The organism is Streptomyces spinosus, from assembly GCF_020400655.1.
GTDB lineage: Bacteria > Actinomycetota > Actinomycetes > Streptomycetales > Streptomycetaceae > Streptomyces > Streptomyces argyrophylli.
On sequence record NZ_JAINRC010000008.1, the window covers coordinates 286440 to 301082 of the forward strand.

Genomic DNA, 14643 nt, shown 5'->3' on the forward strand with positions numbered 1-14643 from the left:
CGGCGACGGCCGGCCGCCGAGCCGGCCTGGCGCGCGGGCGAGGTGTGACGGCGGCCCCCCACCCACCGGCCGTCGGCCGCCGAGCGAGCCCGGCGCCGGCGAGGTACGACCGCGCCCCCACCACCGTCAAAGGTGGGCCGGAGGCCCATCGCCGAGCGTGCACGGCTCGCAGGACCCAGGCGCCCAACCGCACCGACGAACCCCGTGCCGCCCCCACCCCGCCGTCACCTCATCCCGCCCTCACCCACCAGCCCCCGGAACCCAAAACCCTTCGCACCCGCTCCCCCCGCCCGGTACGGTCTCGGGCGTGTTCCCACCGTGCGGGGCCCACCCGCTCCGCGCGGTCGTACCGGCCGACCCACGCTGAGAGCAGGTTCCGTCCATGGCATGTCGTATCAGTGAACTCGTGCTCGGTTGCCGCGAACCCGAGGTGCTGGCGCGGTTCTGGTGCGAGGTCCTGGACTTCGTGGTGCTCGGACGCGAAGACGACGGCAGCATCGAGATCGGCCCACGAGAAGGCTTCGGCGGGGCGCAGCCGACGCTCTTCCTCAGCCGCAGGGACGAGCCGGAGCCGGGGAAGTCGCGGCTGCACATCGACGTCAACGCCACGGACCGCGACCAGGACGCCGAGCTGGAACGCCTGTTGAAGCTCGGGGCACGCCCGGCCGACATCGGTCAGAGCGGCGACGAGTCCTGGCACGTTCTCGCCGACCCCGAGGGCAACGAGTTCTGCCTGCTCAAGGCTCGCCTCAACCCCCTCTGACCCCGGCCCCGGGGCGAATCGCGTCCGGCGTTGCCCATGGCCGGGCAAACACCGGTGGGCCGCTGTCATACCCCCCCGGTACCGTCGGATCATGGCTCAACAGGCGGGGACCCAGACCGGCGAGCGGCGTCTTGCCGTGGTCGAAGGTGTGCTGGAGCGGATCACGTACGCCAACGAGGAGAACGGGTACACGGTCGCCCGGGTCGACACCGGCAGAGGTGCCGGGGACCTCCTCACGGTGGTCGGCGCGCTCCTCGGTGCCCAGGTCGGTGAGTCCCTGCGGATGGAGGGCCGCTGGGGGTCGCACCCGCAGTACGGCAAGCAGTTCCACGTCGAGAACTACACGACCGTACTGCCGGCCACCGTCCAGGGCATCCGGCGCTATCTGGGGTCCGGGCTGGTCAAGGGCATCGGACCGGTCTTCGCCGACCGCATCACCCAGCACTTCGGCGTCGACACCCTGAGGATCATCGAGGAGGAGCCCAAGCGCCTCGTCGAGGTCCCCGGCCTCGGCCCCAAACGCACCAGGAAGATCGCCGACGCCTGGGAGGAACAGAAGGCGATCAAGGAGGTCATGCTCTTCCTGCAGACCGTCGAGGTGTCCACCTCCATCGCCGTGCGGATCTACAAGAAGTACGGCGACGAATCGATCTCCGTCGTCAGGGAACGCCCCTACCAGCTCGCCGCCGACGTCTGGGGCATCGGTTTCCTCACCGCCGACAAGATCGCGCAGTCGGTCGGGATCCCGCACGACAGTCCCGAGCGCGTGAAGGCCGGCCTGCAGTACGCACTGTCGCAGTCCGCCGACCAGGGGCACTGCTTCCTGCCGGAGGAACGGCTGATCGCCGATGCCGTGAAGCTGCTCCAGGTGGACACCGGGCTGGTCATCGAGTGTCTGGGCGAGCTGGGCCGGGTACCGGAGGACGGCGGCGATCCGGGGGTCGTCCGGGAGAAGGTGCCCGGACCCGACGGCGGCGGCGACGAGCCCGTCAGCGCCGTGTACCTCGTCCCCTTCCACCGCGCCGAACTCTCCCTCTCCGCCCAGCTGCTGCGGCTCCTGCGCACGGACCAGGACCGGATGCCCGGGTTCCGGGACGTCGACTGGGGCAAGGCGCTCGGGTGGCTGGGATCCCGCACCGGCGCCGACCTCGCGCCCGAGCAGGAGGCGGCCGTGAAGCTCGCGCTGACCGAGAAGGTCGCCGTCCTCACCGGCGGGCCCGGTTGCGGCAAGTCCTTCACCGTGCGCTCGATCGTCGAGCTGGCCCGGGCCCGGCGTGCCAAGGTGCTGCTCGCCGCCCCGACCGGCCGGGCCGCCAAGCGGCTGGCCGAGCTGACCGGGGCCGAGGCCTCCACCGTGCACCGGCTGCTGGAACTGAAGCCCGGAGGGGACGCCGCCTACGACCGGGACCGCCCGCTCGACGCCGACCTGGTGGTCGTGGACGAGGCATCCATGCTGGACCTGCTGCTCGCCAACAAGCTCGTGAAGGCCGTACCGCCGGGGGCCCATCTGCTCTTCGTGGGAGACGTGGACCAGCTGCCCAGCGTGGGCGCGGGGGAGGTCCTGCGCGATCTGCTCGCCGACGGCAGCCCCGTCCCGGCCGTCCGGCTCACCCGGGTCTTCCGGCAGGCCCAGCAGTCCGGTGTCGTCACCAACGCGCACCGCATCAACGCGGGGCGGCATCCGCTCACCGACGGGCTGAAGGACTTCTTCCTCTTCGTGGAGGACGACACGGAGGCCGCCGGCCGGCTCACCGTGGACGTGGCCGCGCGGCGGATCCCGGCCAGGTTCGGGCTGGACCCGCGCCGGGACGTGCAGGTGCTCGCGCCGATGCACCGGGGGCCGGCCGGCGCGGGCACGCTCAACGGGCTGCTCCAGCAGGCCATCACCCCCGGGCGGCCCGATCTGCCCGAGAAGCGGTTCGGCGGCCGGGTCTTCCGCGTCGGCGACAAGGTCACCCAGATTCGTAACAATTACGAGAAAGGGAAAAACGGCGTATTCAACGGCACCGTGGGTGTCGTCACCTCGCTCGACCCGGTCGACCAGCGCCTGACCGTGCTGACGGACGAGGATGAGGAGGTTCCGTACGAATTCGACGAACTGGACGAACTGGCCCACGCGTACGCGGTGACCATCCACCGCTCACAGGGCAGTGAATATCCTGCCGTGGTGATTCCCGTCACCACGGGAGCATGGATGATGCTCCAGCGGAACCTGCTCTACACGGCGGTCACCCGGGCCCGTCAGCTGGTCGTTCTCGTCGGTTCACGCAAGGCGATCGGGCAGGCGGTGCGCACGGTGTCGGCCGGGCGGCGCTGCACGGCCCTGGACTTCAGACTGGGCTCCTGACCTCCCGGCAGCGGGTCCCGAAGTCACGGGCGGTGGCCCCGAAGTCACCGTGGCGGCACGGAATCCGGCCCCGCGGCCAAAATGATCGATCAAACGAGTCGTGAAGGTCACAGAGCACTTCCGGTAACCCCTCCGAGGGGGCAGGATGAGCAGGTTGACGGCACTGAGTGCCGCCAATAGGCCCAATGGTCGACCCCGAGTGCACTCTCCTGAGCCAAATGGGGGATGGTAGAGACAGTCAGGGCACCTCGAAGATGAGGCACTACGTCGGTGAGGGAAGACGTGAGCGACAACTCTGTAGTACTGCGGTACGGCGACGGCGAGTACACCTACCCGGTGGTCGACAGCACCGTCGGTGACAAGGGCTTCGACATCGGGAAGCTCCGCGCCCAGACCGGTCTGGTGACTCTGGACAGCGGTTACGGCAACACCGCCGCCTACAAATCCGCGATCACCTACCTCGACGGCGAGGCGGGCATCCTGCGCTACCGCGGCTACCCCATCGAGCAGCTGGCCGAGCGCTCCACCTTCCTTGAGGTGGCGTACCTGCTGATCAACGGCGAGCTGCCCACCGTCGACCAGCTGACGGCGTTCCAGAACGACATCACGCGGCACACGCTGCTGCACGAGGACGTCAAGAACTTCTACAGGGGCTTCCCGCGCGACGCGCACCCGATGGCCATGCTGTCGTCGGTGGTCTCGGCGCTGTCCACGTTCTACCAGGACAGCCACAACCCGTTCGACGAGACGCAGCGCGACCTCTCCACGATCCGGCTGCTCGCCAAGCTCCCGACGATCGCGGCGTACGCGTACAAGAAGTCGATCGGCCACCCGTTCGTCTACCCGCGCAACGACCTCGGTTACGTCGAGAACTTCCTGCGCATGACCTTCTCGGTGCCGGCGCAGGAGTTCGAGCTGGACCCGGTCGTCGTCGCCGCGCTGGACAAGCTGCTGATCCTGCACGCCGACCACGAGCAGAACTGTTCGACCTCCACGGTCCGCCTGGTCGGTTCCTCGCAGGCCAACATGTTCGCGTCGATCTCGGCCGGCATCAGCGCCCTGTGGGGCCCGCTGCACGGCGGTGCCAACCAGTCCGTGCTGGAGATGCTGGAGGGCATCCGCGACTCGGGCTCCGACGTCGACACCTTCATCCGCAAGGTGAAGAACAAGGAGGACGGCGTCCGCCTGATGGGCTTCGGCCACCGGGTCTACAAGAACTTCGACCCGCGCGCCAAGATCATCAAGGCCGCCGCGCACGACGTGCTCTCCGCGCTGGGCAAGGAGGACGAGCTCCTCGACATCGCCCTCAAGCTGGAGGAGCACGCGCTGTCCGACGACTACTTCGTCGAGCGCAAGCTGTACCCGAACGTGGACTTCTACACCGGTCTGATCTACCGCGCCATGGGCTTCCCGACCGAGATGTTCACGGTCCTGTTCGCCCTCGGCCGGCTGCCGGGCTGGATCGCCCAGTGGACCGAGATGATCAAGGAGCCGGGCTCCCGCATCGGCCGCCCGCGCCAGATCTACACGGGCGTGGTGGAGCGGGACTTCGTTCCGGTCGAGGAGCGCTGACACCTGCCGGTGAGGGGCGCCGCTGTGGTGGCGTCCCGCTGTCGGCCCTGGTGGCGGCATGCCGGGCGCGGTCAGGGCCCGGAAGCGGGCGGGGCTGCTCGTGGCCGCGGGCCGGTCGGTGGCCGGCCGCGCGGTCGCGCGCGCCCCGTGGCCGGCGTGACGAGCCGGGCATACCTAGAGGCCGTCGGCACGAAGTCGCGATGACGCGATGACGCGAAAGCGGAAGGCGCCCTGAGACGCCGGTCCCCCCACGGGCCGACGACCAGGGCGCCTTCCCATGTCCCGGTGCGGATTCCCCCCACGGGATCCGGCCGGGCGCTCGGAGAGGACAGCGCCTGAATCGCTGTCGGTGAGCAGAACGAGCAAAACCCGCCCTGCTCCAGTGATGCGGTGCGATCTGCCGGGACAACGCACGCCGGAAGGGCCGCTCAAAGCTTCCCGGTGTACGTGCCCCGGCAACGCATCTCTGAGGAAGTCCCCCAAGACATCCCCAGATGCCAGTCAGCGCCCCCCAAGACGCTGGTCTGACACCGCCAACTTAGACCCTCGAACCCCTTCGAGGGTTACGTTCGCATCACTGTGATCTGCGTCTCTTGCATATGTCCTTTAGGTGCGCAAGAGCCCCGATACGGCGATCGGGGCTCAAGCGTAAGGATGATGCGCGAGCCTTGTGAAGAGCTTATGTGAGGCTCGCGCCGGACTCCAGGGGGGCCGGGACATCCGCCCCGGCAATTGCCGCGGCCCTACCGGAAGGTCCGCAGCCGCAGGCTGTTGGTCACCACGAACACCGAGGAGAAGGCCATCGCCGCCCCCGCGATCATCGGGTTGAGCAGCCCCGCGGCGGCCAGCGGCAGCGCGGCGACGTTGTAGCCGAAGGCCCACACCAGGTTGCCCTTGATGGTGGCCAGCGTCCGCCTCGACAGCCGGATCGCGTCCGCTGCCACCCGGAGGTCCCCGCGCACCAGTGTCAGGTCGCCGGCCTCGATCGCCGCGTCCGTGCCGGTGCCCATGGCCAGGCCCAGGTCCGCCGTGGCGAGCGCGGCGGCGTCGTTCACGCCGTCGCCGACCATGGCCACGGCGCGCCCCTCGCGCTGGAGCCGTCGTACGACGTCCACCTTGTCCTCGGGCAGCACCTCGGCGTGGACGTGCGCCGGGTCGATGCCGACCGTGCGCGCGACCGCCTCGGCGACGGTCCGGTTGTCCCCGGTGAGCAGCACCGGCGTCAGCCCCAGCGCCCGCAGCCCGCGGATCGCCTCGGCGCTGGTCTCCTTGACCGCGTCGGCGACGGCGAGGACCCCGCGGGCCCGTCCGTCCCAGCCCGCCACGACGGCCGTACGACCCTCCTGCTCGGCCTCCCGTGCCGCGCGGGCCAGCTCCTGCGGGAGGTCGTCGTAGAGGCGCCCCACGGCCACCTCACGGCCGTCCACGCGCCCGCGCACACCCCGGCCGGGCACGTTCTCGAAGTGTTCGACCGGCGGCAGCGCCCCCGCGCTCTCCCGGCCCCGCTCGAGCGGGCGGAGTGCCGTCTCGGCGCCGGCGGCGATGGCACGGGCCACGGGGTGCTCGGAGGCGTGCTCCAGGGCGCCCGCGAGCCGCAGCAGCTCCTTCTCGTCCTCGCCCTCGGCGACGTACACCGCCTGGAGGGTCATCCGGCCGGTGGTGACCGTGCCGGTCTTGTCCAGGACGACCGTGTCCACGCGGCGGGTGGACTCCAGCACCTCGGGGCCCTTGATGAGGATGCCGAGCTGGGCTCCGCGCCCGGTGCCGACCATCAGCGCGGTCGGCGTGGCGAGGCCCAGGGCGCAGGGGCAGGCGATGATCAGCACGGCGACGGCGGCGGTGAACGCGGCCGCGGTGTCGCCGGTGACGCCCAGCCAGGCACCGAAGGTGCCGAGCGCGATGAGGATGACCACGGGCACGAAGACGGCGGAGATCCGGTCGGCGAGCCGCTGCACCTCGGCCTTGCCGTTCTGCGCGTCCTCGACCAGCTTCGCCATCCGCGCGAGCTGGGTGTCCGCGCCGACCCGGGTGGCCTCCACGACCAGCCGGCCGCCCGCGTTGACCGTGGCGCCGGTGACCTGGTCGCCGGGGCCGACGTCCACCGGCACCGACTCACCGGTGAGCATCGCGGCGTCCACCGCGGAGACGCCCTCCACGACCGTGCCGTCGGTGGCGATCTTCTCGCCGGGGCGGACGACGAACCGGTCGCCGACGGCCAGCGACGACACCGGTATCCGTACCTCGCGGCCCTCGCGCAGCACGGCCACGTCCTTGGCGCCCAGTTCCAGCAGGGCCTTCAGGGCGGCGCCGGCGCGGCGCTTGGAGCGGGCCTCCAGATAGCGGCCGAGCAGGATCAGCGCGACGACCCCGGCGGCCACCTCCAGGTAGATCGTGGAGGCGCCGTCCACGCGGGAGACGGTGAGGCGGAACTCGTCGTGCATGCCGGGCATGCCGGCGTCGCCGAAGAACAGCGCCCACAGCGACCAGCCGAACGCGGCCAGCGTGCCGACCGAGACGAGGGTGTCCATGGTCGCGGCGCCGTGCCGGAGGTTGGTCCAGGCGGCCCGGTGGAAGGGGGCGCCGCCCCAGACGACGACCGGCGCGGCCAGGGTGAGCGAGAGCCACTGCCAGTTGTCGAACTGGAGCGCCGGGATCATGGAGAGCAGGACCACGGGGGCGGCGAGCAGCGCGGAGACGAGCAGGCGGTGGCGCAGGGCGTCCGGTTCCGTGTCCGGTGCGGGGGCCTGCGGTTCCGTCGCGGGCGCGGGCCGGGGCGGCGGGGGCTCCTCGGCGGTGTAGCCGGTCTTCTCCACGGTGGCGATCAGGTCGGCGACCTGGACGCCGTCGGCGAAGGCGACCTTGGCCTTCTCGGTGGCGAAGTTGACGGTGGCGCTGACGCCGTCCATCCGGTTGAGCTTCTTCTCCACCCGGGCGGCGCAGGAGGCGCAGGTCATCCCGCCGATGAGCAGCTCGACCTCGGAGGTGGTGCCCGTGGCCGCGGCTGTGCGAGCCGCTTCTGCGGTGGTGCTGGTCATGTCCGGACTCCAGACATCGGACCGGGCCGTACGGATCCAGTATCAGCTGGTCGGCGCGGCCCGGGTCGGGGAATGGGAAGGTCTTCCTCAGGCCTGGCCGGCCAGCTCGAAACCGGCCTCGTCCACGGCGGCGCGCACGGCCTCCTCGTCCAGCGGGGCCTCGGAGACGACGGTCACCTCGCCGGTCGACGCGACGGCCTTCACCGAGCTGACGCCCGGGATCTGGGAGATCTCGCCGGACACGGAGCCCTCGCAGTGGCCGCAGCTCATGCCGGTCACCTTGTAGACGGTGGTGACGGAGCCCGTGGTGTCGGTCTGAGCGGTCATGTCGTTACTCCTCGTCGAGGTGTTCGGGGCCAGTGGGGTACTTGGGGGGTTCCCCGGCATGGCCATACTATACCCCTAGGGGGTATGGAGCCAGCGTGACATCCGCTTCGCGTGGGAGGGCCGCGGGCCCGGCCGGAGCAACTCGCGGGCGGCACGCCATAACTCCGGATGGGGCACGTCCGTTTTATGTGGGTGCGGGTAAGTGCCCGCGATGATGTCAGGAAGGCAGGAAACCAATGAGACGGACTACCCGAAACGGTGTGTTCGCCGTCGCCGCCGCGTCCGGCGCGATGGTCGTGGCGTTCCCGGTGTCCGCCGCCTTCGCGGCCGACGGGGCCGGTGCCGAGGCAACGGCGGCCGGCTCGCCCGGGGTGCTCTCCGGCAACAACGTCCAGATCCCGGTGCACGTGCCGGTGAACATCTGCGGCAACACCGTTGACGTAGTGGGGCTGCTCAATCCGGCCGCGGGGAACACTTGTGTGAACGGCGGCGCGGCGAAGAGCGCCGGTGCCGGGAAGAGCGGCACGGCGAAGGCCGGCGTCGCCCGGACCGGTGGCGCGGCGAAAGCCGGCAGGGCGGGCGACACCGGCGCATCGGTCGCGTCCGGCGGGGCGTCGGCCCACGGCAGCACCGCGGACTCGCCGGGGCTGCTGTCGGGCAACGGCCTGCAGCTCCCGGTGGACCTGCCGGTGAACGTCTCCGGGAACAGCGTCAACGTGGTCGGTGTGGGCAACCCCGTCTTCGGCAACCACTCGGTCAACGAATCCGGCGATCACCCCATCCAGACCCCGCACTCCCCTGTCCCCAAGCCGCGGGCTCCCAGGCCTCCGGCTTCCGTCCCGTACCACCACGCCCCGCGTCCCGTGGCGTCCTCGCTGGCCCACACCGGAGCGGACCTCACGGCCCCCGCCCTCGCGGGCAGCATGGCGCTCATCGTCACGGGCGGCATCCTGTACCGCCGCTTCGGTGGGGCCCACGCCCGCTGAGGCGGCTGCCGCGTCGGCCGCCGGGTGTCCCCCGGCGCGGACAGGCGCTGCGGGCCCACCGGGTCCTCCTTCGGACCCGCAGCGCTGGACCGGCGACGCACCGGGCCCGGGGCCGGTGCCCGCGTCACCGACGGGTGCCGGCCCCCGTCCCGCGGGAGCGAGGGCCGCGTGTGCCCACCCGGCCCGTGGCGTGATCGCCGCGGGCCGGGGGAGACCGGCGCGTGACTCCGGGCGCGCCGTGTCGTTGAAGGAGTGCGTTCCCTTCGGTCACGGGCCCCGGAAGTCATGCGAAGGACTTCCGGGGCCCGTGACGCGTTTCCGGGGAACCGCAGGAACGGGAAAGGGCACGCACAGACCACGAGACCCGCCACACGCGAGGGCATGGACGTGGTCTCGACGGAAGTGGTCTGTGCGTGCCCGAGGCCGAGGACGGCGTCAGAACGCCTGGTTGCTGCAGCCCATGTCCGAGCCGAGGTGGCTCTGCTGCGCGCCCGGGTTTCCTTCACCGTTCAGCAGGTTGCCCGCCAGGCCGGTGATCGCGCCGATGCTGCCGATCACCTCGATGTTCATGTCGTGCGAGCGGCACTCGATGCCCTGCGTGACGTCCAGGTCGTGGCCCGGCTCACCGTGTGCGAAGGCGACGTTGCCGCCGAAGGAGCCGACAGTGCCGAGGACGGCGCCCACGAGGACCGCCTTGTGAAACGTGCGCATTGGTTCTCCGTTGGTTGAGGGGACGCGATCTGCACCAGACCGGGTCGGGATTTCGGTGAGGCTGTCAGCCGAGCCGGGGAAGCCCCAGCTGGCCGACGGGTGGCGCCGCGACCTGCCCGAGGCCGACCGGAGCCAGTTCCGGCACGCTCCCCGGCGTGATCTGCGGGTTGAGGAGCGGATTGACCTGAGGGTTCACCTGGGGGTTCACCTGCGGGGCGACGTGCGCCGGAGGCTCCGGGGCGAACGTCTGGGGCACCGCCACCTGCGGGGCGACCTGCGGCATGACCTGGGGCATGACCTGGGGCACCACCTGCGCCCGCTGCGGCGGAGCGGCCTGGACCGGCTGCGGGGGAGCGGCCTGCTGCGGGTAGGGCGTGGAGGAGGCCTGGGCCGTTCCGAGCGAGGTGGCCGAGGCCGTGGCGTAACCGGTCGGCTGCTGCGGTGCCGGAGGTGCGTACTGGGGTGCCGGCGCCGGCGGTGCGTACTGGGGAGGCGGGGCCTGCTGCGGCGCGGGTGCGGGCTGTGCGTACTGCGGCGCGGGCTGTGCGTACTGGGGAGGCGGGGCCTGCTGCGGTGCCGGTGCGGGCTGTGCGTACTGCGGTGCCGGGGGTGCGTACTGGGGTGCCGGCGCCGGCTGTGCGTACTGCGGTGGCGGGGCCTGCTGTGGCGCGGGTGCGGGCTGTGCGTACTGCGGCGCGGGCTGTGCGTACTGGGGAGGCGGGGCCTGCTGCGGTGCCGGCACCGGCTGTGCGTACTGCGGTGGCGGGGCCTGGTACGCCGGATACTCGGGAGCCGGCGCCGGAGACGGACTGCCAGGCGCGGCGAGCGTGTCGGCGTGGCCGACGCCGACGCCGATGGCGGACAGACCGCCGGCCGCCGCTACAACGAGCGCGGCCTTGTGAAGCTTGCGCATGAAACCCTCGGCCCTTCGATACCTGAAACATTGCATTCAGCGCGGTCGCGTGCGGCGGGTGCGGCATTCGCACTGCACGGTCAGCCGGTGATGCTGATCAGCACGCGGACTTCGCGTCGGAGCCGACAGCGAATCCCCGCGTCCCTCTACGGGCTGACGGCCGCTGCCCCTCTCCCCGTTGGAACGACCACTCCCCGCTGTGGTCACGGGCCCTGGGAGCCGTCACCCGTTTGCCCGCCGACGGGCGGCGCCGAGTGCCGCGCGCCTTGGGTCAAATGGGTGACCCCCGAAGGGGCGCCGTATCTGAGCCCGCTCCCGCCTCGTTCCTCAGACGCCGAGCGGGATGCTCCATCGCCGCCGCACAGAGGGCAGCAAGAACAGCGACAACTGGGCTGCCGTATCGGCATTTCACCAGGTTCCGTGCACAGGTCAATGAAGGGCCGAGGATTCCATGCGCAAGCTTCAGCAAGTCGCGCTCGTCGTCGCAGCAGCCGGTGGTCTGTCCGCCGTCGGCGCCGGCCCCAGCTCCGCCGCAACTCCCGCCGCCTACAACGGGGCCGCGCCGCCACCCGTCTCGCAGCCGGACGCCCAGGCCGCCGCGGCGACCTCGTCCCAGGCGACCGCGCAGACGTACGGCTCACCGGCCGTGCGGCAGGCGCCCCCTCAGCGGGGCACCGAAATCGCCCCGCAGATCAACCCGCAGCTGAACCCGCAGATCAGTCCCCAAGTCACCCCGCAGGCCCCGCAGTCGCAACAGGGCGCCCCGGTACACCAGAACAACCTGTTCCGTCCGTACCAGGAGTGCAGCCCGCAGTCGTTGCTCGACGCGAACGTCCCGGTCGCCCTGCTCGCGGCGTCCGAGACGCGCGGCGTCGACTGCACGCAGGCCAACAGCCAGGCGAACTCCCTTGCCAGCGCGACCGCGATGCGGCAGTAGCGCTACCCGTACGGCCTTTTGGGTCATTGCTGTTGCGAGATCGCGAATTCGGCGCGTCGATGTCCGTTTTGGGATACTTCGTATTAGCCTCCGGTAACTGAGACGAGTCGATCGAACGCAGATCGCACTCACCCACATCCACTCGGAGATGACATGCGCAAGCTTCGCAACGTTGCCGTCCTGGTCGCCGCGCTCGGGACCATCGGACTCATGAGCGGCACCGCCCACGCGGGCGAGGGTGGCGGCAAGGGCGGTGACCACGGCGGCGACAAGTTCAAGATCTCGCAGAGCTCGCAGTGCAAGTCGCACGACCTGAACCTCGACGTCCTCGGCGAGGTCGGCCTGCTCGACGGCGTCCTGGGCAACGCGCTGAACGGTGAGGGCAACCCGGGCGCCCAGGCCACCAACCTCGGCTCGACGATGGGCTGCAACAACAGCGCCTTCTAAGAGCCCCGTCCGGCGCGGCAGGCGCCGGACGATCAATGGTCCCGGCAACCGAGCGTCATGCAGGGTGCCGGGACCATCGACGTACCAGGCTTCACGAACGCATGAAAGCCGGTCTTTCACAGATCGCGATCCACCCTCACTTCACGGGAGATGACATGCACAAGATCCGCATGGCTGCCGTCCTCGTCGCCGCAATCGGAAGCGTCGGGCTCCTGGGCGCCGGCGCTGCCCACGCGGGCCAGGGCTGGGGCAAGGGCGGCGACAAGTTCGACGTCAAGCAGAGCAGCACCTGTAGGTCGCACGACCTGAACCTCGACATCCTCGGCGAGGTCGGCATCGGCAACGGCCTGGGCGGCAACCTGGCGAACGGCGAGGGCAACCCGGGAGCGCAGGCCAGCCACCTCGGCTCGACGATGGGCTGCAACAACAGCTTCGGCGGCTAGTACAGCGGACACCGGTTCCCGGTGCCCCGGCCATCGGCCGGGGCACCGGGAATCTGCTTTGTCCGGCGCGTATGCGGCCGTAGGGGCGGACCCTGCGCGTCCGCGGAAACGAAATGCCGGGCCGGGGTCGCTCCCGGCCCGGCATGCGCCGGCATTCCTCAGAACTCGAGGTTCGGCTTCTTGAAACCCTTGGGCAGCTCGGCCCTGTTGGAGCAGTCCACCACCTGTCCGAAGTTGGCGGACCCACTGTTCGTCAGTTCGTCCTCCTGGAACACCACGCGCGGCCGGTCGGCCGTCGAGCAGTTCTGCTCCTGGTTGAGGGAGTGTGTGCCGTCCTTGTCGGTCCGGGTCTCGTTCTTGCGGACGCAGACGGTGCCCCCGTGCGCGGTGGTCTCGCAGCCACCTGGCCGCGCGTCCGCGTACGCGTGTCCGGTGCCGACGCACACCAGGGCGAGACCGCCGACGAGCCCGGAGACGGTGGCGATCTTCTGCAGACTGAACATGTGTTGTTCTCCTTTACGACGAAGGCCCGGGCGCCTGTGCCGTTCACCGGCGTGCGCCCGGGCCCGAGAAGGTCGGAACGGACCATCCCCGTGCCCGGTGCGTCGCGAACCGGACGCGCGGGCGGGATGGCGGCAGCCCGGACGCGCGCTTCGCCGCGCGTCCGGGCTGAGTTGGTGCTGGGGTGTCACTCGGCCCACCGTCGAACGGATCGAGCCGGTGCGGGACCGGACCGTCGAGTTCGTGAGCTGTGCATCAGGCTTCCGGAGAAGGTCGATGCGCCCGTTGCCGTGGCGCCGAGACGATGGGCCCCGTTACGTCTTTACTCGCCCTCGTGCTCGCCCTCGTGGTCGCCCTCGTGCTCCCCGTAGCCCTGCTCGTCCGGCTGGCCCTCGTGCTTCTCCTGCGGCTGCACGGTGTAACCGCCTCCGACGGCCACGGCGTTCGCCGACGAGTTGGCCACGGCGGTGACCTCGGGAGCCGAGTCGTCGCCGCCGTAGGCGAAGCCGACCCCGGCGCCGAGGGTGGACAGTCCCATAACCGCCGCCGCTACGATCGCAGCGCGCTGAAACGTACGCATGTTTGCCCCTTTCTGACCCAGGCGTGACGCCCGGCTTGACTACTCGCGGTGAGCTTATGCGCACGATGAGTAGTAATTCAGGATCTACGCTCCACATGTCGCGGTAGTCCCTCTTATGCCGTAGAGGCGCCGTGAGCCGTCGGCAGGAAGGCGGCGGGTCCCGGGGTCAGCCCCACAAGTCGGGCGACTCCGGCCGGTCGTCGGTCTTTTCGGGTACTCCCCGTGTCCTGGGGTCGCAGGTCACCTCGGGTCCGAGCCGCGTGTGGCCGTTGCCCACGGCGGCGGGCAGGGTCAGGGGCTCCACCTTCTGGCAGTTCTCCTGGTGGGGGATGTCGCCGTCCTCGGGGACCTCCCCCGTGATCCGCTGGGTGCAGGTGAGGGTCCCCAGGAGGTCCCGTGTGCAGGTCCCCGGGCCGGTCCCGGCGTACGCCTGGGCGGCGCCGGTGAGGGTCAGGGCGAGGCCCCCGAGCAGCCCCGAGACGGCCACGATCTTCTTCGTGCTGAACATGTGATGCGTTTTCCCTCTGTAAGGGTGCCCGGGTGGCCGGGCACCGTGGGCCCCGGGCACCGGCCGCGCCGGGTTCTGTCTTCGACGCTCGGATGGCTCCCGGCTCAGCCGGTGAAAGCGTTGTTGTACTGGCCGCAGGTGGTGTCCATGGTGTCGGCGAGACCGAGGACGGCGACCGGGATGTCGTTCTCGGACACCGTCTGCGGGCTGCACTCCTGGTAGGGGCGGTAGAGGTCGTTGACCTGCAGCCCTCCGCCGGGGGAGTCGGCAATGGCGGTGCCGGCGCCGATGGCCGACAGGCCGCCGGCCGCCACTGCTGCGAACACGACCTGCTGAAGCTTGCGCATGGAACCCTCGGTTCTTTGCTTGTTCGGTGAGGCTAAGTTGCCTAGCGTGATCGTCTAGATACTAGCAGTAACAAGCGGGTTGTTCCGCGCTGGACGGCTGTGTCCCGAGGGGGCAACGGCCCGAACGGCGACGTGTCGCCAACTGCCCAAGTCGGTAGGCGTGTTGGCGTGCGGTGCGAGACGCCATGCCGCGTGCGGTCGTGCGGGTGGGATGCGGTGCGAGTGT

15 protein-coding genes are annotated in these 14643 nt (G+C 70.6%); 7 read left to right on the forward strand and 8 right to left on the reverse strand.

The window, feature by feature from the left end; translation table 11 throughout:
* Nucleotides 1-382: 382 nt before the first annotated feature.
* From LG395_RS17535 to LG395_RS17545, 3 genes are all read left to right on the forward strand, one after another.
* Nucleotides 383-763, forward strand: a complete 381-nt coding sequence (locus LG395_RS17535) for a VOC family protein (protein ID WP_171156058.1) — start codon at nt 383-385, stop codon at nt 761-763.
* A gap of 91 nt (nt 764-854) precedes the next feature.
* Entirely contained in the window at nt 855-3110 is a 2256-nt protein-coding gene (gene recD2, locus LG395_RS17540; protein WP_225810371.1) for an SF1B family DNA helicase RecD2, read from the forward strand.
* 282 nt (nt 3111-3392) lie between these two features.
* Nucleotides 3393-4682, forward strand: a complete 1290-nt coding sequence (locus tag LG395_RS17545) for a citrate synthase (RefSeq protein WP_171156062.1) — start codon at nt 3393-3395, stop codon at nt 4680-4682.
* Between the two features lie 743 nt (nt 4683-5425).
* On the opposite strand, the gene LG395_RS17550 is transcribed toward LG395_RS17545, so the two are convergent.
* Nucleotides 5426-7717 (reverse strand): heavy metal translocating P-type ATPase, encoded by a 2292-nt coding sequence (locus LG395_RS17550; RefSeq protein WP_225810372.1) that lies wholly within the window; start codon nt 7715-7717, stop codon nt 5426-5428.
* A gap of 87 nt (nt 7718-7804) precedes the next feature.
* Nucleotides 7805-8044 (reverse strand): heavy-metal-associated domain-containing protein, encoded by a 240-nt coding sequence (locus tag LG395_RS17555; RefSeq protein WP_171156066.1) that lies wholly within the window; start codon nt 8042-8044, stop codon nt 7805-7807.
* 236 nt (nt 8045-8280) lie between these two features.
* Here LG395_RS17555 and LG395_RS41460 point away from each other — a divergent pair, with 236 nt between their 5' ends.
* The gene (locus LG395_RS41460; RefSeq protein ID WP_171156068.1) at nt 8281-9030 is read left to right on the forward strand and encodes a chaplin; all 750 of its coding nucleotides are present in this window, start codon (nt 8281-8283) and stop codon (nt 9028-9030) included.
* A gap of 435 nt (nt 9031-9465) precedes the next feature.
* Here the strand turns inward: LG395_RS41460 and LG395_RS17565 are convergent, their stop codons facing one another.
* Nucleotides 9466-9741, reverse strand: coding sequence for a hypothetical protein (locus LG395_RS17565; protein ID WP_171156070.1), 276 nt, complete (start codon nt 9739-9741; stop codon nt 9466-9468).
* A 64-nt stretch (nt 9742-9805) separates the two neighbouring features.
* Entirely contained in the window at nt 9806-10654 is an 849-nt protein-coding gene (locus LG395_RS17570) for a hypothetical protein (RefSeq protein ID WP_225810373.1), read from the reverse strand.
* Nucleotides 10655-11105: 451 nt separating this feature from the next.
* Here LG395_RS17570 and LG395_RS17575 point away from each other — a divergent pair, with 451 nt between their 5' ends.
* The 3 genes from LG395_RS17575 (at nt 11106) to LG395_RS17585 (ending at nt 12481) form a co-directional block, all read left to right on the forward strand.
* Nucleotides 11106-11591, forward strand: a complete 486-nt coding sequence (locus LG395_RS17575) for a hypothetical protein (RefSeq protein WP_225810374.1) — start codon at nt 11106-11108, stop codon at nt 11589-11591.
* A 153-nt stretch (nt 11592-11744) separates the two neighbouring features.
* A complete protein-coding gene (locus LG395_RS17580; RefSeq protein WP_225810375.1) occupies nt 11745-12038 on the forward strand; it encodes a hypothetical protein in 294 nt (97 codons plus the stop codon).
* A 155-nt stretch (nt 12039-12193) separates the two neighbouring features.
* On the forward strand, nt 12194-12481 hold the full coding sequence (locus LG395_RS17585) for a hypothetical protein (RefSeq protein WP_171156077.1): 288 nt from the start codon (nt 12194-12196) through the stop codon (nt 12479-12481).
* 158 nt (nt 12482-12639) lie between these two features.
* On the opposite strand, the gene LG395_RS17590 is transcribed toward LG395_RS17585, so the two are convergent.
* From LG395_RS17590 to LG395_RS17605, 4 genes are all read right to left on the reverse strand, one after another.
* Nucleotides 12640-12984, reverse strand: coding sequence for a hypothetical protein (locus tag LG395_RS17590; protein ID WP_225810376.1), 345 nt, complete (start codon nt 12982-12984; stop codon nt 12640-12642).
* Between the two features lie 320 nt (nt 12985-13304).
* Nucleotides 13305-13520 carry a hypothetical protein gene (locus tag LG395_RS17595; protein WP_171156081.1) on the reverse strand — a complete coding sequence of 72 codons (216 nt, stop codon included), beginning with the start codon at nt 13518-13520 and terminating at the stop codon, nt 13305-13307.
* Between the two features lie 208 nt (nt 13521-13728).
* Nucleotides 13729-14070 carry a hypothetical protein gene (locus LG395_RS17600; RefSeq protein WP_171156083.1) on the reverse strand — a complete coding sequence of 114 codons (342 nt, stop codon included), beginning with the start codon at nt 14068-14070 and terminating at the stop codon, nt 13729-13731.
* A 104-nt stretch (nt 14071-14174) separates the two neighbouring features.
* Nucleotides 14175-14417, reverse strand: coding sequence for a hypothetical protein (locus LG395_RS17605; protein WP_171156085.1), 243 nt, complete (start codon nt 14415-14417; stop codon nt 14175-14177).
* Nucleotides 14418-14643: the final 226 nt, after the last annotated feature.